Below are 25,129 nucleotides of genomic sequence, written 5' to 3' on the forward strand. Positions count from 1 at the left end.
TTTGCCGGGTGGCGCTGCGCTTACCCGGCCTACATTTCACACCGGGCGAAATTCCAAATCGCACTGTGTCAGCAGTCTGAAATTTCGGTTTCAGGTAGATCGATGATAACCAGTGTGCCAAAGCTGCCGATTTCCACCGTATGAGGCACGCCCGCTTTGGCTATATAAAGCTCGCCCGATCTTACAGAGATTTGTTTGCCGTTAACACTCAGTTCCAGACGTCCGTCAATGACCAGTAATCCCTCGTCATACTCATGCACCTCTTCAGTGACTGAGCGCTCATCCATTCGTAAAATTTTGAGATTTGCTTCCCCAACGCGGCCTAATACGTGAGAGCGCCAGGCCTCATTTAATCCATCTGCTTTAGACTTAAGGTCAAAAAGCGACATAAGCTCGTTCCCTTTGATATTCGTATGGAACATTTATGCCATATAAATTTTCTTTCGCTATATAACAAATAGGGGAAAACAAGGCGAAAAACAGACTAAAGAAAGGCCATCAGGCCCGCTCCAATCGAAAACGCTTAACTTTCCAGGGCAGCAAGAATTGCAGACTCCATTTTCTCGGGCTTTGTCATCGGTGCAAAGCGCTTGAGAGGTTCCCCGTTGCGTCCGATCAGGAACTTCGTAAAGTTCCACTTAACTCGCCCGCCCAGCACGCCGGGCAGTTCGTTTTTCAGATAACGAAACAGCGGGTGCGCTTCAGTTCCATTTACCTCTACTTTCTCGAACATCGGGAAACTGACGCCGTAGTTGATGTAACAGGTTTTTGAAATGTCGTCGGCACCACCGGGTTCCTGCTTACCGAACTGATTGCAGGGGAAGCCAAGCACCACCAGCCCTTGAGCCGCATATTTCTTGTATAGCGCTTCAAGCCCGGCGTACTGAGGCGTGAAGCCGCACTGGCTTGCCGTATTCACGACCAAAACCACTTTACCCGCGTAGTCGGCCATAGAGATTGGTCGGCCATCCAGGCTGGTCGCTGTAAGTTGGTAAAAATGAGTCATACTGGCATCCTCAAAACAGAACCTGTTCTAATTCGACGATTGTTTCTAACGTTGGCCTGTTAGTGATTGTGATCCCTCAGAAAAACAGTGAGCACATCCTTAGGCGGGGTAATTCCCGTTTCTGAAAGCATCCAGCCCACTGCACCACGATGATATGAGCCATGAAATAAGACATGATTAAGCATATCCATCGCTTTCATCTCACCGTATCCGCCATCGACAAAACGAAATTTTATCGTTTCCTGGAAATCAGCGGCACTCATTGCGCCTGCGTGTTGTATATACCAGTCAGCGCATTCAGACATCTTTAAAAGAAGTTCGTCTGAAGATGGAGTTTCTGGCGTATTTAACGCTGTGTACTGGTGTTTTTGACCGGTAATATTTGCTCTGAAAATCATATCCACAACATATATATGGTTCATAAGCCTGAGCATCAGATGGTGCTTCTTAGCATTCTCCAGGATATCGACCTTCTGCATTGCCCGTAGTGTTTCTGCGTCCGCCCAGCGTTTGAACTTAAATAACGTGACAATCGTGTCTGCGTTCATTTATCTCTCCAGATTAATTCAAAATTATCATATCAGTTCAGGCCTGATATTCCAGAACTTCACGGGTTGGGGCCTGACGCGTTCCTTGATAACAATAAAGCGTTGCGACATCAGGCTGATTAAGAAACAACCATCCTGGTTGCGCTAGGTCTGGGTGCTCTGCTGGCGGTTTCAGAACTGGCTTACACGGTGCTGAAAGTTTGTGGTGCTGCCTACTTAAGCTGGCTGGGCTGGCAGCTGCTGATACGCCCCCGGTCGTCCTTCAGTCACAGCGATAGCAATGCCGCTTCCAGGGGAAACTGGTTTATCAGAGGGATGCTTGGGAATGTGCTTAATCCCAAAATGGGTATTTTCTATGTCTCTTTACGTCCGCTTCTCCCGCGAAGCGGACCTTCCACCTTACACCGCCGACTTCGGCCGTAAATTCTCATCAAACGTCAGCCGTTTCCGTTCAGGCTCAACCTCACGCAGCGGCTCCACCTGATGCATCGTCAGCTTGCATCGTTCCACCAGCACCTGATACTCCCGCGTGCCCTGCTGCTTCCAGGCGAGCTCCTGCTCGCTCAGCTCGCGGATCGCTTTGGCCGGGCTGCCGATAATCAAATGGTTGGCGGGCATTTCCGCTTTCGCCTTCACGAACGCCGCCGCGCCGACGATGCTGTTTTCACCTATGACGGCCCCGTCCATCACCACCGCGTTCATGCCCACCAGCGCGTTGCGCCGGATCACGCAGCCGTGGAGAATGGCGCTGTGGCCGATATGGCCGTCCTCTTCCACCACCGTGTCCTGCTCCGGGAAACCGTGCATCACGCAGTTGTCCTGAATGTTCGCACCGTCTTTCACCACGATACGACCAAAGTCGCCGCGCAGGCTGGCATTCGGGCCGACATACACGCCCTTGCCCAGAATCACGTCGCCAATCAGCACCGCCGTTGGGTGAACATAGCTCTCGTCCGGCACCACCGGCGTCAGACCGTCAATTTGATAAACAGGCATCTTCCCTCCTTATGCGCTCGTAAGACCACCAAAGCGTTGATAGTAGAGCGTGCCGGGCACGGGCAGTTCGCCGACGGAGGTTTCGCCCTTCTCGCTGACAAACGCCAGCGCCCCCGGTGCCACACGCTGATAAATATTAATGCAGAGCTGTCGGGCGCTTTGTCCCGCCCAGTGCGCAGGCAGTAACTCTTCCGGCAGCAGCGGGTCTTTCAGCACCACGCGACGATAAAAGTGAATCAGTAACAGCTGGATCTGGAAGCAGCGTTCCGGCGTCAGTTCCTCCGGCGCGGCCTCCTTCAGCAGCGGCAGCAGCGGGCGGAACGAGCTGATAAACGTCTCGTACATCGCGTTTTGCTCGGTCAGCTGCCAGCACTCTTCTACCCGTGAACGCAGCGCGGCGCGGGAGAGCGCCAGCGGCGAATGGGCTTCAAAGAAAATCACGTTTTCCGCCACGCCGGCATCATGAAGCAGAGACTGCACGTCCGCCAGATGCTGCGACGGCGAGGCCATCAGGCTCGGCGCCAGCGTGCCAAATCCCTGCCAGATAAGCTGTTTTTTGACGTCGGCGAGGGTGTTTTTATCCAGCCCCTCCGAGAGCAGCAATAACCATTTGCCGTCCCAGGCGGGCAGTTCCGCGCGGTAGATCTTGTTTTCCGCGCGACGCGTCAGGCGCAGGCCTTTATCGCTCAGGCGGTAAAAGCTGCGCCGCCCGATGCGCGAGACGTCCAGCCAGCCCTCTTTGTTGAGGCGAAACAGCGCGGTACGCACGAAGCGTTCACCAAACCCCATGCCTTCCAGCAGGGCCGCCAGGCTGCCGAGCCAAATCTCACCGCCGCGATGGGAAAGCGCGTCACCGTATAACGAGGAGATAAGCGATGTCCCGCTAACGGGAACGGAGCTGACCGCATGCTGGATAAAGGCGTCGAGTTTATTCATGTGATTCATTCTGTTGTTATTTTTGTCCTGGATGAATCATAGCATAGGAATCTGGCATCGACCCTCACCCTAACCCTCTCCCCGTGGGAGAGGGAACTTAGTACACCCTCTCCCTTTGGGAGAGGGCTGGGGTGAGGGAAATTCAACCGTTGGCCGCCACCTTACGCAAATCAAACACCCGGCAGGCTTTCCCCTCCGAGCGCGGGATGCTGCCGCAGTTGACGATCGTCACGTCGGTGGAAATCCCGACCATCGATTTGATCCGGTGGCGCAGCTGGTGGCACACCTGACAGCGCTGCTCGTGGGTCAGCGTCAGGCTGCTCTCTTTCAGCTCCACCTTCACGGAAAGTGAATCAAGATGGCCGCGACGGTTCACCTCCAGCTGGTAGTGCGGAGAGAGATGTTCGAACTTCACAATCTCCTCTTCCAGCTGCGACGGGAAGACGTTGACGCCGCGGATGATCAGCATATCGTCACTACGCCCGCTGATGCGGTCCATGCGGCGCATGCTGCGCGCGGTGGCCGGCAGCAGACGCGTCAGGTCGCGGGTGCGGTAGCGGATAACAGGCAGCGCCTCTTTGGTCAGCGTGGTGAACAGCAGCTCGCCCTGCTGGCCGTCATCCAGCGGCGTGCCGTCGTTCGGGTTGACGATCTCCGGGTAGAAGTGATCTTCCCAGATGGTCGGGCCGTCGACGGTTTCGATACACTCCATCGCCACGCCCGGCCCCATCACCTCGGAGAGGCCATAAATGTCCAGCGCCGTAATGCCCAGGCGTTTTTCGATTTCGCGACGCATGGCCTGCGTCCACGGCTCGGCACCGAAGACGCCCACGCGCAGGGAACAGCCGCTGGCATCGCCGCCCATCTGGCGCTCCAGCTCTTCAATCAGGTTGAGGCAGTAGGATGGCGTCACCATGATCATGTCCGGCTGGAAATCACGGATCAGCTGCGCCTGTTTCTCCGTCTGGCCGCCGGACATCGGGATCACCGTCGCGCCTAAACGCTCGGCGCCGTAGTGCGCCCCCAGCCCGCCGGTAAACAGGCCATAGCCATACGCCACGTGAATTTTGTCCTTCGCGCTGCCGCCCGCGGCGCGCAGGGAGCGGGCCACCAGGTTGGCCCAGTTGTCGATGTCGTTTTGCGTGTAGCCCACGACGGTCGGTTTGCCGGTGGTGCCGGATGAGGCGTGAATGCGCACCACCTGCTCCATCGGCACGGCAAAGGTATCGAACGGATAGTTATCCCGCAGGTCCTGCTTGGTGGTGCACGGGAATTTACGGATATCCGCCAGCTCTTTGAAATCGTCAGGGTGAACGCCCGCGGCGTCAAACTTGCGTTTGTACATCGGCACGTTGTTATAGGCGTGGTGCAGCGTCCATTTCAGACGCTCGGTTTGCAGCGCCTGTAACTCGTCAAGGGAGGCCGTTTCAATCGGATCAAGCTTTGTTGTATTTGTCATTGTAGGGTACTCACATTGTTTTTATGCTCAAACACGCTCAAGGATCATGGCAATGCCCTGACCCACACCGATGCACATCGTACACAGCGCGTAGCGCCCGCCGCGTCGGTGCAGTTCATTGCTCGCGGCCAGCGCCAGCCTGGCACCGCTCATCCCCAGCGGGTGGCCCAGCGCAATCGCGCCGCCGTTCGGGTTGACGTGCGCGGCATCATCCGGCAGACCCAGCTGACGCAGCACGCCCAGCGCCTGCGCGGCGAACGCTTCGTTAAGCTCAATCACGTCCATATCGTTAATGCTGAGTCCGGCGCGCTCCAGCACCTTACGCGTGGCGGGTACCGGGCCGAGCCCCATCAGACGTGGCTCCACGCCCGCCGTTGCCATCGCCACGATCCGCGTGCGCGGAACTAATCCCTGTGCCAGCGCCGTCTGCTCGCTGGCGATGAGCAGCGCCGCCGCGCCGTCGTTAACGCCGGAGGCATTTCCCGCCGTGACTGCCCCGTTCTTGCGAAACGGCGTTTTCAGCCCGGCAAGCTGCTCGAGCGTGGTGTCCGCGCGCGGGTGTTCATCCACGCTGAACTCTGTGAACGCGCCCTTTTTACCCGGCACCTGCACCGGCACAATCTCCTGCGCCAGAATGCCGTTCTGCTGCGCCCGAGCGGTATGCTGCTGGCTGCGCAGCGCGAACGCGTCCTGATCGGCACGACTAATATTTAACAATTCAGCTACATTCTCTGCCGTTTCCGGCATAGTGTCAGTTCCGAATTGCTGATGCATGAGCGGATTCACAAATCGCCAGCCGATGGTGGTATCAAAGATTTCCGCCTGACGCTGAAACGCGGCGGTGGCTTTGCCCATCACAAACGGCGCGCGGGACATCGACTCCACGCCGCCCGCGATCAGCAGGTCGCCGTCGCCCGCCTTAATGGCGCGAGCGGCAAAACCAATCGCGTCCAGCCCCGACCCGCACAGGCGGTTAATGGTGGTCCCGGAGACCGTCTGAGGCAGACCGGCCAGCAGCGACGACATACGCGCCACGTTGCGGTTATCTTCCCCCGCCTGGTTGGCGCAGCCGTAAATCACGTCGTCAATCCGCTCGAGGTCGAGCTGCGGATAGCGGGCCAGCAGCGCGCGCAGCGGCACGGCGCCGAGATCGTCGGTTCTTACCGCAGAAAGCGCGCCGCCGTAGCGCCCCACCGGCGTTCGAACGCCATCACAAATAAATGCGTCACGCATCTGCCTCTCCTGTCACGCTGCCGCCGATGCGGTGAGATTTCCCGCGAAAAAGGGCGACGGTTTTCTGTTGTTGGTTTTGGATCTCAATGTCATATACGCCGGTCAGCTTGCCCTGATGCTTCACCCGCGCGGTGGCGGTAAGCGTGTCACCGGCAAAGCCCGGACGCAGAAAATCAATTGAGCAGCCTGAGGCCACCGCCGCCAGCCCCTGGCTGTTGCAGGCGTAGGCAAAGGCAGTATCTGCCAGGGAAAACAGCTGCCCACCGTGGCAGGTTTTGTGGCCGTTAAGCATCTGTGGAGTGATGGTCATGGTCACCACCGCGTAGCCGTCGTCCATGTCGACAATGTCCATCCCCAGCGCCTGCGCGCAGGCGTCCCGTTCGTACATGGCGCGGGCGTTATGCCAGGCGTTATGACTCATAGCTACTCTCCAGAAGCGCGCGCTGGCGCAGCAGTGAACAGGGGCGATAGCGTTCTTCGCCGTAATGGCGCTGCAGGTTCTCCAGCAGCGTCAGCAGGCGCTGCCAGCCCAGACGCTCGCCCCAGGCAATCGGGCCGCTCGGGTAGTTCACGCCGAGACGCATGGCGGTATCAATATCCTTCTCGCTGGCGACCCCTTTTTGCAGGGCGTCCAGCGCTTCGTTGGCAATCATCGCCACCGTGCGCCAGATCAGCAGGCCGGGATAATCGGCAATTTGCACCACCCGTTTTCCCTGCTGCTGCAGGTAGCGGATGACTTTTTGCGTCGCGGTGTGGGGGTTGCTGGCAGCCGCCGCAATGACCGCCACGTCGCCCTCCATGCGGTCAACGACCACCACCGGGCCGTTAAGACGTAGCGCCAGCGCCTGCGCGGTTTCCCCCTGCGTTTCTACCAGATACACGTCATCAATCTCGGTGACACCGTCACTTCTTTTCTCCACACGCATCGGGCTGTAGCTGTCATTCACCGCCTTGACCCACTGCACGTCGGGTTTGTCACCCTGCCAGTCGTAAACGCCCTTCCCGCTCTTTTTGCCCAGCCGTCCTGCCAGCACCAGCTCCTGCTGCACCAGCGAGGGCAGAAAACGACGCTCCTGCCAGAAGGCGTTAAATACCGAGCAGGTCACCGCAAAGTTAACGTCCTGGCCAATCAGGTCGGTCAGCTCCAGCGGCCCCATCGGGAAGCCGCCACCTTCGCGCAGGGCGGCGTCAATGACCTCTGGCGCGGCCACCTGCTCTTCCAGCGCGCGCCAGGCTTCGGAATAGAACGGACGCGCGACGCGGTTGACGATGAACCCCGGCGTGGACTGGCAGCGAACGGGCTGTTTCCCCCAGTTCAGCGCCAGCTCGCACAGCGCGTCGGCCACTTCCGGTGAGGTTGCCAGCCCGCTCACCACTTCCACCAGCTTCATCACCGGCGCCGGGTTAAAGAAGTGCAGCCCCGCGACGCGCTCCGGGTGGTTCACGTCCGCCGCAATCGCGGTAATGGAAATGGAAGAGGTATTGCTGGTCAGCACCGTCTGCGGCGGACAGATCTCAGCCAGCTGCGCGAACAGCGCCTTTTTGACGTCCAGCCGCTCGGCGGCCGCTTCAATCACCAGATCGGCCGCTGAGAGCGCGTTGATATCCGCGGCAGGAAGCAGCCTGGCAAGGATCTGGCTGCCGGCATCGGCGGAAAGTTTTCCCCGCGTCACCCGGGAGGCCAGACGCTGACGGATCCCGTCGATGGCGCGCGAAATCGTATCGCTCGAAATGTCATAGAGCAGAACCTGATGGCCGTGGCTGGCCGCCACTTCGGCAATCCCGGCGCCCATCGTGCCGCTGCCAATTACGGCGACAGTGCGTATGTTCAGCATCTTATTTCCCCGTAAAGTTCGGCGCGCGCTTCGCCAGGAAGGCGCTGACGCCCTCGCGGTAGTCGTCGCTGCGCCCGGCCATGCGCTGATAGTCGCGCTCGAGATCGAGCTGAGCGTCAAGGGTGTTGGTTTCTGCGGCATTGATGGCCTGCTTAATCAGCCCCAGCCCGAAGGTCGGCTGAGAGGCAAAATGCAGCGCCATCTGCTGCGCGGTAGCGGAGAGCTGGTCGTCATCCACCACCTGCCAGATCATCCCCCACGCCTGCGCCTGTTCGGCGCTAAGCTTGTCGCCGAGCAGCGCCAGCCCCATGGCGCGGGCGCGTCCGGCCACGCGCGGCAGCAGCCAGGTGCCGCCGCAGTCCGGCACCAGGCCGAGCTTGCTGAAGGCCATCACAAAGTTGGCGGAGCGCGCGGCAATCACCATGTCGCAGCCGAGCGCCAGCGTAGCCCCCGCGCCAGCAGCCACGCCGTTGACCGCACAAATGACCGGTTTCGGCAGCTTTGCCAGGCGGCGCACCAGCGGGTTGTAAAAGGTCTCAACGGACATGCCGAGGTCCGGCGCCGGGCCGTTGGGGTCGACGTTGCGGTCGTTCAGATCCTGACCGGCACAGAAACCGCGCCCGGCGCCGGTGATCAGCAGGCAGCGAACGGTGTCATCCCGCTCGGCCTGCTTCAGGCATTCGGCAAGCTGCTGATGCATCACGTCATTGAAGCTGTTCAGACGCTCCGGGCGGTTCAGGGTAATCGTCATGACGCCCTGTTCTACTTGACTGAGAATAAATTCCACAATTAGCGTCCTTTAAAGTCGGGAGTGCGTTTTTGTAAGAAGGCGTCGATGCCTTCCCGGCGGTCTTCGGTGGCAGAAAGCAGCGTAAAAAGCTGACGCTCCTGCGCCAGCCCGGCCTGCAGCGGCACCTCCTGAGACTGGCGCAGCGCCTGTTTCGCCGCCTGCAGGGCCAGCGGAGAGTGGTGCGCCATCAGCGCCGCCTGCTTCAGGGCATACTCCAGCGTCAGCGCAGCCGGGAAAATATCGCTGACCAGCCCCGCGCTCAGTGCCTGCTGCGCGGAGATACTCTCGCCGGTCAGCACCATTTTGCTGGCGAGCGATTTACCCACGCTGCGAATCAGACGCTGGGTGCCGCCCGCGCCGGGCATAATGCCCAGCGTGATTTCCGGCAGGCCAAAACGGGCGTTATCGCCCGCAATCACCACGTCGCACAGCAGCGCCAGCTCGCAGCCTGCGCCCAGCGCGAAGCCGTTCACGGCGGCGATCAGCGGTTTAGGAAACGCGTTGATTCGCGCCCACAGCTGCGGGCGAATATCGTTCAGGGTGGCAGGCAGGTCTTTCTCTGCCATTTCATTGAGATCGGCCCCGGCGGCAAAGCAGCGCTCGCTGCCGTAAATCACGCAGACGGAAATCTCGATGTCAGAAGCCGCGGCTTCAAGCTGCTCAGCAATCTGCGTCAGCAGCGCATTGTTGAGGGCGTTGCGCGCCGCCGGACGGTTCAGCGTCAGCTGCAGCACGCGGCCATGACGGGTTACGGTCAGTTCGCTCATGCCATTCCCTTCGCGTCAAAATCCACGATCACGTCAGCGGTTAACGGCAGCGACTGGCAGCTCAGCACGTATCCGGCGGCCAGCTCGTCCGGCTCCAGGCTGTAGTTGGTCGCCATGTCCACCTTCCCGCGCAGCACTTTGCATTTACAGGTGGCGCATACGCCGCCCTTGCAGGCATACGGCAGATCCGCGCCCTGGCGCAGGGCGGCATCGAGAATACTTTCATCGTCCGCCGTCAAGGTGATTTCACGGTCGCGTCCGTCCTGGCGCACGGTCACTTTCTGGCCTTCCGCCTGCACGCTCACCGCGCGCTTAACGGCATTTCCGGGCGTATTAAAGCGCTCAAGATGAATGGACGTTTCCGGCATCCCCAGCGCCTTCAGCGCGGCTTCCGCGTCGTCCATCATCGCCGACGGGCCGCAGATAAAAGCTTCGTCGTACTGGCGGAAGTTGATCAGGGTTTTCGCCAGCGCCTGCAGCTTTTCGCCGTCGATGCGGCCGTAAAGCAGGTCGCTGTCCAGCCGCTCCTGGCTAAAGATGGAGACCAGCTGCAGCCGCTGCGGGTATTTGTCCTTCAGGTCCGCCAGCGCCTGGCGGAACATCATGCTCTGGCTGCTGCGGTTGCCGTAGATCAGGGTGAAATGGCTGTTCGGTTCGGTCGCAAGCGTTGCGGAGATAATCGCCAACATCGGGGTGATCCCGGAGCCTGCCGCAATCGCCAGATAGTGGCCTTCGCGTTCGGCCCGCGGCTGGTAGCCAAACTGCCCCTGAGGAACCATCACCTCCAGCGCCATACCCGCTTTGATCTCATCCCGGGCATAGCGGGAAAAGCGCCCGCCGTCGATGGCTTTGACCGCCACGCTGATCTCGCCCGGGGCGGTACTCCGGCAGATGGAGTAACAGCGGCGCAGCTCGTCCCCGCCCAGCTTCGTTTTCAGGGTCAGGTGCTGGCCGGGACGAAACCGGTAGGCTTCCTGCAGCGCCTGCGGCACCGCGAACGTGATGGTCACCGCGTCGCGGGTTTCCGGTTCCACTTTTGCCACTGTTAATGAATGAAACGTTGTCATGGCAGCCTCAAATACATTTGAAATAGTCGAAGGGCTCACGGCATGTATTGCAGCGGTAGAGCGCTTTGCAGGCCGTCGAACCAAATTCACTGATAAGCGAGGTGTCGGTGCTGGCGCAGCGCGGGCAGCTCACCTCGGCCGGCGCGTGCGCGTGACAGCTATGACCCACGGGCGGGCTGATGCCGTAGGCCCGCAGGCGCTCGCGCGCGTCGGCGGTCATCCAGTCGGTGGTCCAGGCGGGTTCAAGCTGGAGCACGATATGCACCGGGGTAAAGCCGTGGGCGGTCATCGCGTCGCGGATCGCCCCCAGCAGGTGTTCCGTTGCCGGACAGCCCGAGTAGGTGGGCGTGAAGCCGATAACCCAGCCGTCACCCTGCGCCTTCACGCTGCGCACCATGCCTAAATCGGTGATGGTTAATACCGGCACTTCCGGGTCCGGGATCTGGCTTAACAGCGACCAGATCTGAGGAATTTGCGCAGGCGCGATGTCGACGAGGCGTTGCATAGCGTTCTCCTTTACCACTGCTGGCCGGGGTACGCGCGCTGGAGATACTGCATTTCCGCCAGCATCGGGCCCAGATGTTCGGTATGCAGCCCCTGCTTGCCCCCGGTGCGGTACGCCGCCTCTTCGGGCACCTGCAGGCAGGCTTCATTCAGACCGGCAAAGACTTCGCTTTCCCACGGCTGGCGCAGGAGGCGCGGGTCAACCGCCACGCCGGAGTCAGTCAATTCCAGCTCAACGTCATCCGCCTCAAACAGCTCGGCGGTAAAACGCCACAGGCTGTCGATGGCCTGCTGCATTTTTTGCGCGGAGGTTTCGCTGCCGTCGCCCAGCCGCACCAGCCAGCCCCGGCTAAAGCGCAGGTGATAGCGCGCCTCTTTAATCGCCTTGGCAGCGATGGCGGCAAGCTGGCTGTCGCGGCTTTGGGTGAGCCGTTCGTACAGCGCCACGTTCCAGGCATCCATCAGGTACTGGCGGGCAATCGTGTCGGCGAAGCTGCCGTTCGGCTGCTCCACCAGCAGGACATTGCGGAACTGGCGCTCGTCGCGACCAAACGCCAGGGTGTCTTCATCGCCCTGGCCTTCCAGCTCTGCGGCATAGGTCAGGAAATTGCGCGCCTGGCCCAGCAGATCAAGACCGATATTGGCGAGCGCGAGGTCAAGCTCCAGCTCCGGCGCGTGGCCGCACCAGGCGCCCAGACGCTGGGAGAGCACCAGACCGTTGTCGCCCAGACGCAGGGCATAGGCAGTCACTGAATTCATTCTTTGCCTCACATGTGCTCGATGCCGTCGGGGATGGTGTAAAACGTCGGGTGGCGGTAAACCTTGCTTTCCGCCGGGTCGAAGAACTCGCCGCTCTCTTCGGGTTGAGAGGCGACAATCTCGCTCGCTTTCACCACCCAGATAGAGCACCCTTCGCTGCGGCGGGTGTAGGCATCGCGCGCATTTTCCAGCGCCATGCGGTCGTCGGCGGCATGCAGACTGCCCACGTGACGGTGGGATAACCCCTGTTTGCTGCGTACGAACACTTCGTACAGCGGCCAGTAGACATTGCTCATGGTTTTTTCCTCTTATGCGGCCTGACGGGCGCGCTGTTTTTCGGCGTGCGCCAGCGCGGCTTCCCGCACCCACGCGCCCTCTTCCCAGGCTTTACGCTTGGCGGCCAGGCGTTCGTGGTTGCAAATGCCGCGTCCGCTAATGACCTCTTCAAACTCCTGCCAGTCGATCTCGCCGAAGCGGTAATGGCCGCTCTCGTCATCAAAGCGCAGGTCGGGATCGGGCACCGTCATGCCCAGCATTTCCACCTGCGGCACCGTGTTGTCGACAAAGCGCTGGCGCAGCTCGTCATTCCCGAAGCGCTTGATTTTCCACGCCAGGCTGCGGGCGCTGTTCGGCGAGTTGTCGTCGTTCGGCCCGAACATCATCAGCGCCGGCCACCAGAAGCGGTTGATGGCGTCCTGCAGCATCTGCCGCTGGGCCTCGCTCCCCTGCGCCAGCGCCATACAGGCTTCAAAGCCCTGACGCTGGTGGAAGCTCTCTTCTTTACAGATTTTCACCATCGCCCGGGCATACGGACCGTAGGAGGTACGGCACAGCGCGACCTGGTTGACGATGGCGGCACCATCTACCAGCCAGCCGATCACGCCGATGTCGGCCCAGCTCAGGGTTGGATAGTTAAAAATGGAGGAGTATTTCATCCTGCCGTCGAGCATCTTCTGGTAGATGTCTTCCCGCGCACAGCCCAGCGTTTCCGCCGCGCTGTAGAGGTAGAGCCCGTGTCCGGCTTCGTCCTGCACTTTCGCCAGCAGGATCGCCTTGCGGCGCAGCGTCGGGGCGCGGGCGATCCAGTTTCCTTCCGGCAGCATGCCGACAATTTCGGAGTGCGCATGCTGACCAATCTGGCGGATCAACGTCTTACGGTAGGCGTCAGGCATCCAGTCCTGAGGCTCAATCGCCGTCTCCTGCGCTATGCGCTGCTCAAACCGTTGTTCTTGCGTCACGTCATCACCTTTATGATTCGTTAGTTTGCAAATTAAAGCGTAATGTTGAATCACTTTGTTTTTTAAAAGTTACACAAAGGTTAAATATAACCCCAAGAATTGTTTCCTTGTTTTGTGATGCCGCTCGCAAGGCTTTTACTTCAGGCCCTACAGGCAGCGCCTTCTGGCGAGGAGATTCAGCATGCCGGATCACAATGTTAACAATTCATTAAAACTCAGCTTGATTTTTATGATTCGCGATCAAACTATTAATAGTGAAATTACGTAACATTTGGAGATAAGCGATGCAGCAGTTAGCCAGCTTCGTGTCCGGCACCTGGCAGTCTGGCCGGGGCCGCGAACGCACTATTCATCACGCCATCAGTGGCGAAGCGCTGTGGAGCGTGACCAGCGAAGGGCTGGACATGGCGGCCGCCCGCCGCTATGCGATTGAGCGCGGCGGTGAAGCGCTTCACGAGATGACCTTTATCGAGCGTGCTGCCATGCTGAAGGCGGTGGCAAAGCACCTGCTTGGCGAGAAAGAGACGTTTTATGCCCTGTCCGCTCAGACCGGGGCGACGAAAGCAGACAGCTGGGTTGATATTGAAGGCGGCATAGGCACCCTCTTCACTTACGCAAGCCTGGGTAGCCGCGAGCTGCCGGACGACACGCTGTGGCCGGAAGATGAGTTAATCCCGCTGTCTAAAGAAGGCGGCTTTGCGGCGCGCCACGTTCTGACCTCGAAGTCCGGCGTGGCGGTGCATATCAACGCCTTTAACTTCCCCTGCTGGGGCATGCTGGAAAAACTGGCGCCGACCTGGCTTGCCGGCATGCCCGCTATTATCAAACCCGCTACCGCTACCGCACAGGTAACGCAGGCGATGGTGAAATCCATCGTGAACAGCGGACTGGTGCCGGACGGCGCCATCAGCCTGATCTGCGGCGGCGCGGGTGACCTGCTCGACCAACTCGACAGCCAGGACGTGGTGACCTTTACCGGCTCAGCCAGCACCGGGCAAAGCCTGCGCGTACACCCGAATATTGTGGCGAATTCCATTCCCTTCACCATGGAGGCGGACTCCCTGAACTGCTGCGTGCTGGGTGAAGACGTCACCCCGGAACAGCCGGAGTTTGCCCTGTTCATCCGGGAAGTGGTGCGCGAGATGACCGCCAAGGCCGGGCAGAAATGTACCGCTATCCGCCGGATTATCGTCCCGCAAAACCAGGTTGACGCCGTGAGCCAGGCGCTTATTGCGCGGCTGGAAAAGGTGGTGATGGGCGACCCGGCGCAGGAAGGGGTGAAGATGGGCGCGCTGGTCAACGCCGAACAGCGCGCGGACGTGCAGGAGAAAGTGGAGCAACTGATCGCCGCAGGCTGCCAGATCCGTCTGGGCGGCAAAGCCGATATGCAGGCCGCTGGCGCGTTCTTCCCGCCAACCCTGCTGTTCTGCCCGCAGCCGGATGAAACCCCTGCCGTTCACGCGACGGAGGCTTTCGGCCCGGTTGCGACCCTGATGCCGTATCGCAATGCACAGCACGCGATGCAGCTTGCCCGCGCGGGCGGCGGCAGCCTGGCGGGAACGCTGGTCACCGCCGATTCGGCGATTGCCCGCCGGTTTATTGCCGGCGCGGCGCGCGCCCACGGGCGTATTCAGATCCTTAACGAAGAATCGTCAAAAGAGTCCACCGGCCACGGTTCCCCGCTGCCGCAGCTGGTCCACGGCGGTCCGGGCCGCGCGGGCGGGGGCGAAGAGCTGGGCGGCCTGCGCGCGGTGAAGCACTACCTGCAGCGCACCGCGATCCAGGGCAGCCCGACGATGCTGGCCGCCATTGGCAAACAGTGGGTGCGGGGCGCAGCGGTGCAGGAAGATCGCGTTCATCCGTTCCGCAAATACTTTGAAGAGCTGCAGCCGGGCGACAGCCTGCTGACGCCGCGCCGCACCCTCACGGAAGCAGACATCGTGAACTTTGCCTGCCTGAGCGGGGACCACTTCTACGCCCATATGGACAAGATCGGCGCGGCAGAGTCGATCTTTGGCGAGCGTGTGGTGCACGGCTACTTCCTGATTTCCGCCGCGGCGGGACTGTTCGTCGACGCGGGCGTCGGGCCGGTGATTGCCAACTACGGTATGGAAAACCTGCGCTTTATCGAGCCGGTTAAGCCGGGCGACACCATTCAGGTGCGTCTGACCTGCAAACGCAAAACGCTGAAAAAACAGCGTACCGCGGAGGAAAAACCAACCGGCGTGGTGGAATGGTCCGTTGAGATTTTCAACCAGCACCAGCAGGCCGTGGCGCTCTACTCCATTCTGACGCTGGTGGCGCGCCAGCGGGGCGATTTCAGCTGAGTTCCCTGCTTCTAATCCTCTCAACAATGGCTGAGCGCTCTCAGGTAATTGCAAGCAGACGCAATAACGCTGCTTTTAGAATGACTGAGGGCCTTCAGCGATGCCCTGGTCCGGCTGTAAATCGCCGAGGCGTTTCCGTAAGGCCGGGGCGAGGCGCAGGGATGCAGGGTCATGCCCGACCCGATAGCCCGAAGGAATAAGCTGAGGACAAAATTGCCGGGAGCAATTTTGGACAGCGCCTGCGCTGGCCCTGAAAGGGTGAGCCCCAAGGATGGGGCGAGCAATCCGCGAAGCGGCGATTTACCGCCGGGAGCCCGGGTCGCCAGGGTGGTGGCGATTGAGCCACCCTGGCACGTTCACAGGTCATGTCGTTACAGAGTAGCAAGGAACATGAAGTGAACGGAATGACCACCACAGCCGTATGTTCCCCCTCACCCCAGCCCTCTCCCTGTGGGAGAGGGGGCCGTCTGTGCTGACATCATTTGTGGGGAGAGGAAATAGCCCGGCATGTGATGTATCCCCGCTCTTTTTTTAACCTGGCAAGACCAACAAATAACCTGGCAGATGCAGGCAAACGCTTTTCTCATGGGCCTGTCAGGATAAGGCTGTCACAACACAATAAACACAACAAGATGAGGTCTACGATGGGAAGCAATTCTTCTTTTTCTGCCCGTAGAACGGCGCTGGCCATGGCCGTTGCGCTGTGGTGCGCCTGGCAATCCCCTGTTTTCGCCCACGGCAGCGAGGCGCATATGGTCCCGATGGACAAGACGCTGCAGGACTTCGGCGCGGACGTTCAGTGGGATGATTACGCACAGATGTTCACCATTGCGAAAGACGGTGCCTTTGTGAAGGTTAAACCGGGCGCGAAAACCGCCATCGTCAACGGTAAAACCCTCAAGCTTGAGGTGCCGGTGGTCATGAAGGGCAAGAAGGCCTTTATCTCTGACAGCTTCATCAACGATGTTTTCCAGTCTGGTCTTGACCAGACCTTCCAGGTGGAAAAAAGCCCTCACCCGTTAAACGCGCTAACGGGGGACGAAATCAAGCAGGCCGTAGAGATTGTTAAAGCCTCAGCGGATTTTAAGCCGAATACCCGCTTCACCCAGATTGCCCTTGCCGAGCCAGAGAAAGCCAAAGTGTGGGACTTTGTGCTCAACGGTACGGCAGTCGATGCCCCTCGCCAGGCGAAGATCGTCATGCTCGATGGAAAGCACGTTATCGAAAGCGTGGTGGATCTGAAGGATAAAAAAATCCTGCGCTGGGAACCTGTGAAAGACGCGCACGGCATGGTGCTGCTGGATGATTTCACCGCGGTGCAGCAGATTATCAACGAGAGCACAGAGTTTGCCGAGGTGCTTAAAAAGCACGGCATTACTGACACGAAAAAAGTGATTACCACGCCGCTGACCGTGGGCTATTTCGACGGTAAAGACGGTCTGAAGCAGGAAGATCGCCTGCTGAAGGTGGTGAGCTACCTCGACGTTGGCGACGGCAACTACTGGGCGCACCCGATAGAGAACCTGGTCGCGGTTGTCGATCTTGAACAGAAGAAAATTCAGAAGATCGAAGAAGGCCCGGTCATCCCGGTTCCGCTCACCCCGCGCCCGTATGACGGCCGCGACCGGGTAGAAACGGTGAAAAAACCCCTGGAGATCGTCGAGCCGGAAGGCAAGAACTACACCATCACCGGCGATATGGTGCACTGGCAGAACTGGGATTTCCACCTGAGCCTCGACTCCCGCGTCGGCCCGATGATTTCGACCGTGACCTATAACGACAACGGCAAAAAGCGCCAGATTATGTATCAGGGCTCCTTAGGCGGGATGATTGTCCCGTACGGCGACCCGGACGTCGGCTGGTACTTTAAAGCCTATCTCGACTCCGGCGACTACGGCATGGGCACCCTGACCTCCCCGCTGGTGCGCGGGAAAGACGTGCCGTCTAACGCCGTGATGCTCAATGAAACCATCCCGGATTACACCGGCGCGCCGATGGAGATCCCGCGCGCGATCGCTATTTTCGAACGCTACGCCGGGCCGGAGTACAAGCATCAGGAGATGGGCCAGCCGAACGTCAGCACCGAGCGCCGCGAGCTGGTGGTGCGCTGGGTGAGTACCGTTGGCAACTACGATTACATCTTCGACTGGGTGTTCCATGAAAATGGCACCATCGGCATTGACGCCGGCGCGACGGGTATCGAAGCGGTGAAAGGCGTGCAGGCGAAAACCATGCACGATGCCACCGCGAAAGACGACACCCGTTACGGTACGCTGATCGATCACAATATCGTCGGCACCACCCACCAGCACATCTATAACTTCCGCCTGGATATGGACGTGGACGGCGTCAACAACAAGCTGGTGGCGATGGACCCGGAAGTGAAGCCGAATACCGCCGGTGGCCCGCGCACCAGCACCATGCAGGTGAATCAGTACGATATTGATACCGAGCAGCAGGCGGCGCAGAAATTCGACCCGGGCACCATTCGGCTGCTGAGCAACACCCGCAAAGAGAACCGCATGGGCAACCCGGTCTCGTACCAGATAATCCCTTACGCGGGCGGTACGCACCCGGTAGCGACCGGCGCGAAATTTGCCCCGGACGAGTGGATCTACCATCGCCTGAGCTTTATGGACAAACAGCTGTGGGTGACCCACTACCACCCGGATGAGCTCTACCCGGAAGGCAAATTCCCTAACCGCTCAATCCACGACACGGGTCTGGGGCAGTACAGCAAAGATAACGAGTCGCTCAACGACCAGGATGACGTGGTGTGGATGACCACCGGCACCACCCACGTGGCGCGCGCGGAAGAGTGGCCGATCATGCCAACGGAATGGGTGCATACCCTGCTCAAACCGTGGAACTTCTTCGACGAGACGCCAACGCTCGGGAAGAAAAAAGACGATAAATAACCACCTACCGGGCAATTGCCCGGTTTTTTTTTGCCTCTGCAATTGAGGTTCGTCCAGGCTTGCTTATAGTTACTGATATCTCACCTGCATGATTTATCCCCCGGACGGGAAAGGACTTTATGGAAAAAAGAAAAAAACCGACACTTGAACGGGCAACCTGGCCAACGCGCCATGCCATGGTCATGCATGGGCTGGCGATGAACCTGCCGTGGCTGGCCTTCGTCAACGTCAGCTTCGCCGTGATGATTCTGCTGCGACACGTTCTGCTTAAGGCCGGCGATCCCCTTTATCCCCACTCGCCGCAGCTGACGAAAATAGTTGATGCCTCCATGCTCGGCATAACCCTCCTCTCAGCTGCGCTGATCCTCATGGCCTGGCGGCGCATCGCCGGTATCAGTGTGGTGTTGTTTATTTGTAGCGCCATCTGGTCGGTGTCCTGTTTCTGGTTTATCACTCATCTGCTGCTCCCGCACGTCTGGCCGCTGTGCGTCATTTTATTGCTCTCCGGCTTAACAGCGCTCTATTTTTATCCTAAAGGGTTGCTCGCCTTTGTGCTGCCGCTCTGGATCACCCTGCCGATAGCAAGCTGGGTACGAAACGATGGCCTCAACCTTCACTTCATTGTTATCTGGAGCGTCTTTACGCTGATCCTCATCTGCGGGCGTTTCATCCTGTTAAGCTGGTTTGACGAGGCCTGGCGGCGCAACCAGCAAAATCAGCTGCTGATCTCCAGGCTGGACGCGCTGGCGCATCAGGACCCGTTAACCAAAACCGCCAACCGCCGGAAAATGGAAGTGGTGCTGGAAAACGCCGTTGAGCAGAAAAAAGCCTTCTCGGTGATCATGCTGGATATCGACTATTTCAAGCGCTACAACGATACCTACGGGCACCAGGCGGGTGACGAATGTTTGACGCGCGTGGCGAGGGTGCTGAAGCAGTCGGTGCGCACACCTGAGGATGTGGTTTCACGCTACGGCGGTGAGGAGTTCGTAGTGATCCTGTTTAACTGCCCTGAAGCCATCGCTGAAAAGGTTGCCCTGCGTATTCAGGAAGGCCTGCGCGCGGAGTCTATACCGCACGGCGCCTCAACCGTCAGCGACCACGTTACCGTCAGTATGGGCATTGCGAGCATGGCGGAGGGGTTAGCCGGCACCGAGATCATCGCCCGCGCCGACGCGGCGCTGTACCGGGCGAAAGAGGCCGGGCGGGATCGGGTTTGCCGGTGAGAACGCCGGCTATTCCACATGCCGCTCGGCGATCCACTTACGGTATTGCCCGGGCGACATTCCCGTCACGCCGGTGAATGCGCGTCTGAATGCCGTGTCGTCAGCGTAACCGCAAGCCTCGGCAATCTGCCCTATCACGTTTCCCGGCTGCTCGAGGAGCCGCATCGCCTTTTCAATACGCATGCGCGTCAAAAAGTTTTTAGGGCTTTCATTCATCTCTTCCGCCATTTTTCGGTGCAGGGTGCGGGTGGTCATATTCAGCGCCCGCGCCAGCTGCTCCACGGTAATCGCCGGATTTTCATACCGGACGATGTGCTCCGCTTTCATAATCATCGGGTGTACTGAGTTTAAAAAACCAGCCGGCGCGTAAACCTGCTGAGACAACGGCTGGCTGTCAGCCACGGCCATATCGGCCGTCAGGCGCGCCAGCTTCTGCCCCGCGTGCAGACGAATGATGTGCAGCGCCAGGTCAACCCACGAGAGCGGGCCTCCGGAGGTGATAATCCGCGCGTCCTGTACCAGCGCCTTACCCCAGACCGGTTTGCTGAGCGGGTAACGCTGGCGGAAAGTGTGGTAAAGCCACCAGGTTGTCGTGCATATCCGGCCATTTAGCACCCCCGCTTCGGCGAGAACCAGCCCGCCGGCACAGGCTCCCGCCAGCATCGCACCCTGACTATGCTGGCCCCGCAGCCATTCGCCAGCCTCGTGGACCGCCGCTGGCGAGACCGGGCGCTTTTGTTCGTCAAGCTTCATCCCGCTGACAATCACGAGATCGAAAGTTCCGCCGGTGGTAAAACTCCCGTCGGCGTCAATCAGCCGGCCCTGTGCGTCCGGAACCGGCGTCCCCTCCGCCGTGATGATGACCGCTTCAAAAGCAGAAATGCCCTCGCCGTCCGGCTGCTGGGCAATCACCTCATTGGCCAGCCAGAACATGTCGCAGAGCCCAGCCACGGCTGACTTCATGCTGCCGGGTAACGCTAAAATGCCAATTTTCATGATGCAGGCCTGAGCAGAATGTCTGATTTCGTATGTTAACCGTCATTTCGGACACTACAAGCGTCATTACACCTCTCGTTACACTGTGCTTCACCGTTACTCAGAAAATTACGTCACGCCTATGAAACCGACACGCTTGCCCGTTCTTCTCACTTTGCTGTGCCTGGCTGCGTCGCAGCCAGTGCAGGCGCGGATTAATAACATCGTCCTCGTGCACGGAGCCTTTACCGATGGTTCCGTCTGGCAGGCGGTGATCGGCCGCTTGCAGTCCCGGGGCTACCGCGTCACGGCGGTGCAGAACCCCCTGACCTCGCTGAAGGAGGACGTCGCCGCCACGGAGCGCGTCATCGATCGCCAGCAAGGGGATGTTGTCCTTGTCGGGCACTCCTGGGCCGGCGCGGCGATCGCCCAGGCGGGCAATAACCCGAAGGTGAAGAAGCTGGTTTTCCTTTCCGCCCTTGCCCCCGACAGCGGAGAATCGGTCGCCTCTCTTCTGACCCGACTTAACGCACCGATGGCGGACATGCGCCCGGATAAACAGGGATTAATCTGGCTCGACGATCCCGTCGCTTATCAGCGCGTGATGGCCAACGACCTGCCTCTCAGCCGCGTAAAAGTGCTTACGGCGACCCAGCAACCTATCGCCGCAGGCGCCTTTAGCGAGAAGGTTGAGCACGCCGCCTGGCGTGAAAAGCCCTCGTGGTATCTGCTGACCGAAGACGATCGCGCCCTCTCTCCCGGCGTCCAGCAGCAGCTTGCCGGTGCCATGCACGCCACCGTCATGCGGATTAAGAGCAGCCATATGTCGATGATTTCCCATCCGGACGCCGTCAGCCAGCTTATCGAACAAGCAACCCAGCCCGACGTAAAGGAAACCAAAAAATGAAGATCCTGCATATAGATTCAAGCATTAACGGCGAGTTCTCACTTTCACGTCAGCTGACGGCAGAGGTGGTTCGCCAGCTCGCGTCAGACAAGGTGGTCTACCGTGACGTCGTTAAGACGCCCGTTGCCCATCTCACCGGCACCGTTGCCGCCGGCTTCCGGCCGCTGCGGATAGCCACGGACGCGACGGCGGAAGACGTCCGCGAACACCGGCTGTCCGGGGAGCTGGTGAACGAGTTTCTCGACAGCGACATTATCGTGATCGGTGCGCCTATGTATAACTTCTCCGTCTCAACGCAGCTTAAAGCGTGGTTAGATCGACTGGCCCAGCCGGGAAAAACCTTCAGCTATACCCCGACGGGCCCGGTGGGACATGCGACCGGCAAGAGGATTATTGTCGTCTCCACCCGAGGGGGGATCTATCACGGTACGCCAATCGCGGACATGGATTTTCAGGAGCGATACCTGCAGAAGTTTTTTGGCTTTCTGGGCATCGACAGCGTGGAATTCGTGCGTGCTGAAGGGGCAACGCGCGGTGAGGAGATCCGCGCTAAAGGCGTTGCGCAGGCGTTTGACGCTATTCCGTCCGTCATCGCCGCCTCGCTGAAATAGTCATCGGGTGAAAGCTTGCCGGGTAAGGCGTAGCCGCCACCCGGCTTGTTTTTTAATACCGCACGCAAACCGATTTGGTTTCGCACCAGCCGTCCAGCCAGTCCGGGCCAAAGTCACGTCCGGTACCAGACTGCTTCATCCCGCCGAACGGCAGGTTGGCGTCGATCAGCGTATGGCTGTTCACCCATACGGTGCCCGCCTGCAGCCTGTCGGTATACTCCAGCGCCTTGCTGATATTCTGCGTCCAGACGCTGGCCGTCAGGCCATATTCGGTGTCGTTTGCCAGCTGGAGCGCCTCTTCCCCGTCGGAGACGCGCACCAGGTTGACCACCGGGCCAAACACCTCTTCGCGGGTCAGCCGCAGCGCGGCATCCGGGTTCACCACCAGCGTAGGCGAAACGTAATAGCCTTTGCCTTCCGGGCCACGGTTCCCGACGATCAGCTCCGCGTGGCGAGACTTCGCTTCATCGAGGAAGGTCTGCACCTTGTCGCAATGCGCACGCGACACCAGCGGGTTGATAAACGCCTCCGGCGACATGCCCGGCCCGACGCTCAGGGATTTCACCGCCTGCTCAAACCCGCTGACCAGCGTGTCAAACAGCGGCGCTTCAATATAGATGCGGGAGCTCGCCGCGCAGACCTGTCCCTGGTTCAGGAAACTGCCGGTCATCAAGCCTTCTATCACCCACGCCGGGTCGGCGTCTTTCAGCACAATGGCCGGGTTTTTGCCCCCCAGTTCGAGGGTCACACCGGTCAGCGTGTCCGCCGCCGCGCGGGCAATTTGCTTGCCCGTTGCCGTTGAGCCGGTAAAACTGACCTTGGCAATATGCGGATGCGAGGTCAGCGCTGCGCCACACACCGCGCCGCTTCCGGTCACCACGTTAAACACGCCTTCCGGAATGCCGGCTTCGCTGGCCAGCTCCGCCACGCGCAGCATGGTCAGCGGCGTGGTTTCGGACGGTTTAATGACGATAGAGCAGCCCGCGGCCAGCGCTGGCATCACTTTCCACATCCCGATCATCAGCGGGAAGTTCCAGGGCACAATCCCGGCCACCACGCCAACCGGCTCTTTGCGCGTCCACGCCTGGTAGCGAGCGCCGTGCGGCAGTGGAATGGAGAGGTCGAGCGTTTTACCCGCAATTTTGGTGGTCAGCCCGGCGGTATAGCGCATCCAGTTCAGGGTGCAGCCGACTTCAAAGGCGCGGGAAATGTTGATGGATTTGCCCTGCTCCAGCGTTTCCAACTGGGCCAGCTCCTCGCTGTGCTTCTCAACCAGATCGGCAAAATGGAGCAAGATCCGCTCGCGCTCCGCCGGTAATTTTCCGGCCCAGCTGCGGGCGACAAAGGCGCGCCAGCCGGACATCACCGCGCGGTCGACGTCATCGACGCTGGCATCGGCAGTGGAGGCAATCACCTCGCCGGTGGCCGGGTTGTAGACATTGAGCCGTTTTTCACTGTCCGACGCGGCCTGACGCCCTTCAATCCACAGGCCATGATGTCGGTCTAAAAACTGCTGCACGGCAGGCTGAATAGCCACCTGTGATTCAGACATAGGATACTCCTTCGTTATTATTCGCAGGGTGTTAATCCAGTCTAAGAGGGGTTTCGCATTCTCGCTTTTGTCTCTGTGACATTCGCTTTGCCACCTGTGACAGGCTCCGCAAATCGTGATAATTCCGTCTTATATCGCTGTCCCCGGTGAGTGTTCTTTCCTATAGTCAGCCCCAGAGCTCTGACAAAATGCAACACAAATGCAACAATGCGAAAACGTTGACGGTGCAGTGAGAGAAACGATGGCGTGTGCAAGCGAGCAGGAACAGTATCAGCAGTGGCTGGCGCAAATTAACCAGGTTTGCGGGCGCTTTAACGCGCGTCCTCTGGAGGGAAAATTCTTCGGTGAACTGGAAACCAGCTACGCGCGCAGCCTGAAGCTCAGTACCGTGACCGCAGGCGGCGTTAACCTGTTCCGCTCCCGTCAGGAAATCACACAGAGTAACGATGCCTGGTTCTATACCGTTTTCCAGCTTGAAGGCAGCGCGGAAATTGAACAGGACGACCGCCGCGCGGTGCTGAAAACCGGTGATATCACGCTGCTTGACGCATCGCGCCCCTGCTCAATCAACTGGCAGGAAAAATCCCGCCAGATTTCTCTGCTGGTCCCCCGCCAGATTATTGAGCAGCAGTGTCGGTTTCAGGAGATAAGCTGCGCGCTCCCCCTTTCCCGCTCGTTGCCGACGGTCCAGCTGAGCCATCGTCTGTTGATGGACAGCATGAATAACGCCGACCTGAGTGACCGGGAGAGCGAAGCAGCGCTCGAAGCGATGGTCTGCCTGCTGCGCCCCGCTTTCCAGCAGCGCGAGCTGATTCAGCCGCGTAAGGAACGCCAGTTCCAGCACGTGGTGGCGATGATTGACGACCATATTCAGTCTGAATCTCTGCGTCCGGAATGGATTGCCGCCGAGAGCGGAATGTCCGTGCGCAGCCTCTACCGCATGTTTGCCGAGAAGGGGCTGGTGGTGGCGCAGTACATCAAAAACCGTCGTTTAGATCTCTGCGCGCAGGTGCTGCGCTCGGCCGGGGATGATGAAAAGCTGGCGGGAATTGGCTACAGCTGGGGGTTCACCGACCATAGCCATTTTTCAACGGCGTTTAAGCAGCGTTTTGGCGTCTCGCCGGGCGAATACCGCAGGCGCTACCGCTAGCTACTTCCTGAGCCATTTTCCGTTAATGCCCTTCACGTACTCGCCCGGCTGCGCGCGGGCAACCAGTTTTTGACCTGCCATTTTCGCCACTTCATCGACAGGCAAATTATTGCTGTCAGCCAGCTTCTGGTAGTTTTCCGCGCGCGCCGCGTTAATACGGCTGACCAGCGCCAGCGTTTCCGCGTCCTGTTGAATCGGGGCAATATACCCGCTGAGGGTTTCCCCCACGCGCCCCTGCGACCGCGCATCGTTTAAGGTCAGCGCAGCCGCCTGCACGTTCAACCCTACTACCAGTAAAATCAGAGCTAATCGTTTCATGACGTCC

At 59.6% G+C, this 25,129-nt stretch carries 25 protein-coding genes and 1 pseudogene; 7 read left to right on the forward strand and 19 right to left on the reverse strand.

Annotation, left to right across the window (positions count from 1 at the left end; all coding sequences use genetic code 11):
• Window positions 1–68: 68 nt before the first annotated feature.
• From ABR39_RS21515 to ABR39_RS21525, 3 genes are all read right to left on the reverse strand, one after another.
• The gene (locus ABR39_RS21515; RefSeq protein WP_047349061.1) at window positions 69–389 is read right to left on the reverse strand and encodes a cupin domain-containing protein; all 321 of its coding nucleotides are present in this window, start codon (window positions 387–389) and stop codon (window positions 69–71) included.
• A gap of 134 nt (window positions 390–523) precedes the next feature.
• A complete protein-coding gene (locus ABR39_RS21520; protein WP_047348646.1) occupies window positions 524–1,006 on the reverse strand; it encodes a glutathione peroxidase in 483 nt (160 codons plus the stop codon).
• Between the two features lie 59 nt (window positions 1,007–1,065).
• Window positions 1,066–1,554 (reverse strand): DinB family protein, encoded by a 489-nt coding sequence (locus ABR39_RS21525; protein WP_010430762.1) that lies wholly within the window; start codon window positions 1,552–1,554, stop codon window positions 1,066–1,068.
• Between the two features lie 135 nt (window positions 1,555–1,689).
• Between ABR39_RS21525 and ABR39_RS24265 the strand changes: the two are divergent.
• Window positions 1,690–1,956: pseudogene (locus ABR39_RS24265) on the forward strand (LysE family translocator); the annotation flags it as partial.
• On the opposite strand, the gene paaY reads toward ABR39_RS24265, so the two are convergent.
• From paaY to paaA, 13 genes are all read right to left on the reverse strand, one after another.
• On the reverse strand, window positions 1,954–2,550 hold the full coding sequence (paaY, locus tag ABR39_RS21530) for a phenylacetic acid degradation protein PaaY (RefSeq protein WP_025757959.1): 597 nt from the start codon (window positions 2,548–2,550) through the stop codon (window positions 1,954–1,956). The pseudogene ABR39_RS24265 and the gene paaY overlap by 3 nt on opposite strands.
• 9 nt (window positions 2,551–2,559) lie before the next feature.
• Complete coding sequence (paaX, locus tag ABR39_RS21535; protein ID WP_025757961.1) at window positions 2,560–3,495, reverse strand: phenylacetic acid degradation operon negative regulatory protein PaaX; 936 nt, start codon at window positions 3,493–3,495, stop codon at window positions 2,560–2,562.
• A 133-nt stretch (window positions 3,496–3,628) separates the two neighbouring features.
• Window positions 3,629–4,945 carry a phenylacetate--CoA ligase PaaK gene (gene paaK / locus ABR39_RS21540; protein WP_047348647.1) on the reverse strand — a complete coding sequence of 439 codons (1,317 nt, stop codon included), beginning with the start codon at window positions 4,943–4,945 and terminating at the stop codon, window positions 3,629–3,631.
• 27 nt (window positions 4,946–4,972) lie between these two features.
• Window positions 4,973–6,178: a 3-oxoadipyl-CoA thiolase gene (gene pcaF / locus ABR39_RS21545; protein ID WP_047348648.1), complete on the reverse strand. Its 1,206-nt coding sequence runs from the start codon at window positions 6,176–6,178 to the stop codon at window positions 4,973–4,975.
• Window positions 6,171–6,599, reverse strand: coding sequence for a hydroxyphenylacetyl-CoA thioesterase PaaI (gene paaI / locus ABR39_RS21550; RefSeq protein WP_047348649.1), 429 nt, complete (start codon window positions 6,597–6,599; stop codon window positions 6,171–6,173). The genes pcaF and paaI overlap by 8 nt, the downstream gene beginning before the upstream one ends.
• Window positions 6,589–8,013 (reverse strand): 3-hydroxyacyl-CoA dehydrogenase PaaH, encoded by a 1,425-nt coding sequence (gene paaH / locus ABR39_RS21555; protein WP_047348650.1) that lies wholly within the window; start codon window positions 8,011–8,013, stop codon window positions 6,589–6,591. The genes paaI and paaH overlap by 11 nt, the downstream gene beginning before the upstream one ends.
• Window position 8,014: 1 nt before the next feature.
• Window positions 8,015–8,803, reverse strand: a complete 789-nt coding sequence (paaG, locus tag ABR39_RS21560) for a 2-(1,2-epoxy-1,2-dihydrophenyl)acetyl-CoA isomerase PaaG (RefSeq protein WP_123156798.1) — start codon at window positions 8,801–8,803, stop codon at window positions 8,015–8,017.
• Window positions 8,803–9,570 (reverse strand): 2,3-dehydroadipyl-CoA hydratase PaaF, encoded by a 768-nt coding sequence (gene paaF / locus ABR39_RS21565; RefSeq protein ID WP_047348651.1) that lies wholly within the window; start codon window positions 9,568–9,570, stop codon window positions 8,803–8,805. Before paaF ends, paaG begins: the two co-directional genes overlap by 1 nt.
• Window positions 9,567–10,637 carry a 1,2-phenylacetyl-CoA epoxidase subunit PaaE gene (gene paaE / locus ABR39_RS21570; RefSeq protein WP_047348652.1) on the reverse strand — a complete coding sequence of 357 codons (1,071 nt, stop codon included), beginning with the start codon at window positions 10,635–10,637 and terminating at the stop codon, window positions 9,567–9,569. Before paaE ends, paaF begins: the two co-directional genes overlap by 4 nt.
• A gap of 7 nt (window positions 10,638–10,644) precedes the next feature.
• A complete protein-coding gene (gene paaD, locus ABR39_RS21575; RefSeq protein ID WP_047348653.1) occupies window positions 10,645–11,142 on the reverse strand; it encodes a 1,2-phenylacetyl-CoA epoxidase subunit PaaD in 498 nt (165 codons plus the stop codon).
• 11 nt (window positions 11,143–11,153) lie between these two features.
• On the reverse strand, window positions 11,154–11,900 hold the full coding sequence (gene paaC / locus ABR39_RS21580; protein WP_047348654.1) for a 1,2-phenylacetyl-CoA epoxidase subunit PaaC: 747 nt from the start codon (window positions 11,898–11,900) through the stop codon (window positions 11,154–11,156).
• Between the two features lie 8 nt (window positions 11,901–11,908).
• The gene (gene paaB, locus ABR39_RS21585; RefSeq protein WP_003857353.1) at window positions 11,909–12,196 is read right to left on the reverse strand and encodes a 1,2-phenylacetyl-CoA epoxidase subunit PaaB; all 288 of its coding nucleotides are present in this window, start codon (window positions 12,194–12,196) and stop codon (window positions 11,909–11,911) included.
• Window positions 12,197–12,208: 12 nt separating this feature from the next.
• Window positions 12,209–13,138: a 1,2-phenylacetyl-CoA epoxidase subunit PaaA gene (gene paaA, locus ABR39_RS21590; RefSeq protein ID WP_047348655.1), complete on the reverse strand. Its 930-nt coding sequence runs from the start codon at window positions 13,136–13,138 to the stop codon at window positions 12,209–12,211.
• Between the two features lie 284 nt (window positions 13,139–13,422).
• On the opposite strand from paaA, the gene paaZ reads away from it, so the two are divergent.
• The 3 genes from paaZ (at window position 13,423) to ABR39_RS21605 (ending at window position 19,609) form a co-directional block, all read left to right on the forward strand.
• The gene (gene paaZ / locus ABR39_RS21595; protein WP_047348656.1) at window positions 13,423–15,465 is read left to right on the forward strand and encodes a phenylacetic acid degradation bifunctional protein PaaZ; all 2,043 of its coding nucleotides are present in this window, start codon (window positions 13,423–13,425) and stop codon (window positions 15,463–15,465) included.
• Window positions 15,466–16,109: 644 nt separating this feature from the next.
• Window positions 16,110–18,383, forward strand: coding sequence for a primary-amine oxidase (tynA, locus tag ABR39_RS21600; protein ID WP_047348657.1), 2,274 nt, complete (start codon window positions 16,110–16,112; stop codon window positions 18,381–18,383).
• 119 nt (window positions 18,384–18,502) lie between these two features.
• A complete protein-coding gene (locus ABR39_RS21605) occupies window positions 18,503–19,609 on the forward strand; it encodes a GGDEF domain-containing protein (RefSeq protein ID WP_047348658.1) in 1,107 nt (368 codons plus the stop codon).
• 9 nt (window positions 19,610–19,618) lie between these two features.
• Here ABR39_RS21605 and ABR39_RS21610 read toward each other — a convergent pair whose 3' ends face one another.
• Window positions 19,619–20,605, reverse strand: coding sequence for a GlxA family transcriptional regulator (locus ABR39_RS21610; protein ID WP_047348659.1), 987 nt, complete (start codon window positions 20,603–20,605; stop codon window positions 19,619–19,621).
• A 121-nt stretch (window positions 20,606–20,726) separates the two neighbouring features.
• On the opposite strand from ABR39_RS21610, the gene ABR39_RS21615 reads away from it, so the two are divergent.
• Both ABR39_RS21615 and ABR39_RS21620 read left to right on the forward strand, forming a co-directional pair.
• Window positions 20,727–21,491 (forward strand): alpha/beta fold hydrolase, encoded by a 765-nt coding sequence (locus ABR39_RS21615; protein ID WP_052952213.1) that lies wholly within the window; start codon window positions 20,727–20,729, stop codon window positions 21,489–21,491.
• Window positions 21,488–22,102, forward strand: a complete 615-nt coding sequence (locus ABR39_RS21620; RefSeq protein ID WP_047348660.1) for an FMN-dependent NADH-azoreductase — start codon at window positions 21,488–21,490, stop codon at window positions 22,100–22,102. Before ABR39_RS21615 ends, ABR39_RS21620 begins: the two co-directional genes overlap by 4 nt.
• A 52-nt stretch (window positions 22,103–22,154) precedes the next feature.
• Here ABR39_RS21620 and ABR39_RS21625 read toward each other — a convergent pair whose 3' ends face one another.
• The gene (locus ABR39_RS21625; RefSeq protein ID WP_047348661.1) at window positions 22,155–23,654 is read right to left on the reverse strand and encodes an aldehyde dehydrogenase family protein; all 1,500 of its coding nucleotides are present in this window, start codon (window positions 23,652–23,654) and stop codon (window positions 22,155–22,157) included.
• A gap of 241 nt (window positions 23,655–23,895) precedes the next feature.
• Here ABR39_RS21625 and feaR point away from each other — a divergent pair, with 241 nt between their 5' ends.
• Window positions 23,896–24,804, forward strand: a complete 909-nt coding sequence (gene feaR, locus ABR39_RS21630) for a transcriptional regulator FeaR (RefSeq protein ID WP_047348662.1) — start codon at window positions 23,896–23,898, stop codon at window positions 24,802–24,804.
• On the opposite strand, the gene ABR39_RS21635 is transcribed toward feaR, so the two are convergent.
• Window positions 24,805–25,122 (reverse strand): YdbL family protein, encoded by a 318-nt coding sequence (locus ABR39_RS21635; RefSeq protein ID WP_047348663.1) that lies wholly within the window; start codon window positions 25,120–25,122, stop codon window positions 24,805–24,807.
• Between the last annotated feature and the right edge of the window lie 7 nt (window positions 25,123–25,129).

The organism is Enterobacter genomosp. O (assembly GCF_001022965.1).
Taxonomy (GTDB): domain Bacteria; phylum Pseudomonadota; class Gammaproteobacteria; order Enterobacterales; family Enterobacteriaceae; genus Enterobacter; species Enterobacter cloacae_L.

Coding starts and splice junctions, on each gene's coding strand:
- ABR39_RS21525 (WP_010430762.1), bottom strand. CDS start 1,554: ATGAACGCAGACACGATTGTCACGTTATTTAAGTTCAAACGCTGGGCG.
- feaR (WP_047348662.1), top strand. CDS start 23,896: ATGGCGTGTGCAAGCGAGCAGGAACAGTATCAGCAGTGGCTGGCGCAA.
- paaH (WP_047348650.1), bottom strand. CDS start 8,013: ATGCTGAACATACGCACTGTCGCCGTAATTGGCAGCGGCACGATGGGC.
- ABR39_RS21615 (WP_052952213.1), top strand. CDS start 20,727: ATGAAACCGACACGCTTGCCCGTTCTTCTCACTTTGCTGTGCCTGGCT.
- paaE (WP_047348652.1), bottom strand. CDS start 10,637: ATGACAACGTTTCATTCATTAACAGTGGCAAAAGTGGAACCGGAAACC.
- ABR39_RS21605 (WP_047348658.1), top strand. CDS start 18,503: ATGGAAAAAAGAAAAAAACCGACACTTGAACGGGCAACCTGGCCAACG.
- paaK (WP_047348647.1), bottom strand. CDS start 4,945: ATGACAAATACAACAAAGCTTGATCCGATTGAAACGGCCTCCCTTGAC.
- paaC (WP_047348654.1), bottom strand. CDS start 11,900: ATGAATTCAGTGACTGCCTATGCCCTGCGTCTGGGCGACAACGGTCTG.
- paaF (WP_047348651.1), bottom strand. CDS start 9,570: ATGAGCGAACTGACCGTAACCCGTCATGGCCGCGTGCTGCAGCTGACG.
- paaZ (WP_047348656.1), top strand. CDS start 13,423: ATGCAGCAGTTAGCCAGCTTCGTGTCCGGCACCTGGCAGTCTGGCCGG.
- pcaF (WP_047348648.1), bottom strand. CDS start 6,178: ATGCGTGACGCATTTATTTGTGATGGCGTTCGAACGCCGGTGGGGCGC.
- ABR39_RS21620 (WP_047348660.1), top strand. CDS start 21,488: ATGAAGATCCTGCATATAGATTCAAGCATTAACGGCGAGTTCTCACTT.
- paaX (WP_025757961.1), bottom strand. CDS start 3,495: ATGAATCACATGAATAAACTCGACGCCTTTATCCAGCATGCGGTCAGC.
- ABR39_RS21610 (WP_047348659.1), bottom strand. CDS start 20,605: ATGAAAATTGGCATTTTAGCGTTACCCGGCAGCATGAAGTCAGCCGTG.
- ABR39_RS21625 (WP_047348661.1), bottom strand. CDS start 23,654: ATGTCTGAATCACAGGTGGCTATTCAGCCTGCCGTGCAGCAGTTTTTA.
- ABR39_RS21515 (WP_047349061.1), bottom strand. CDS start 389: ATGTCGCTTTTTGACCTTAAGTCTAAAGCAGATGGATTAAATGAGGCC.
- ABR39_RS21520 (WP_047348646.1), bottom strand. CDS start 1,006: ATGACTCATTTTTACCAACTTACAGCGACCAGCCTGGATGGCCGACCA.
- ABR39_RS21635 (WP_047348663.1), bottom strand. CDS start 25,122: ATGAAACGATTAGCTCTGATTTTACTGGTAGTAGGGTTGAACGTGCAG.
- paaY (WP_025757959.1), bottom strand. CDS start 2,550: ATGCCTGTTTATCAAATTGACGGTCTGACGCCGGTGGTGCCGGACGAG.
- tynA (WP_047348657.1), top strand. CDS start 16,110: ATGGGAAGCAATTCTTCTTTTTCTGCCCGTAGAACGGCGCTGGCCATG.
- paaD (WP_047348653.1), bottom strand. CDS start 11,142: ATGCAACGCCTCGTCGACATCGCGCCTGCGCAAATTCCTCAGATCTGG.
- paaB (WP_003857353.1), bottom strand. CDS start 12,196: ATGAGCAATGTCTACTGGCCGCTGTACGAAGTGTTCGTACGCAGCAAA.
- paaI (WP_047348649.1), bottom strand. CDS start 6,599: ATGAGTCATAACGCCTGGCATAACGCCCGCGCCATGTACGAACGGGAC.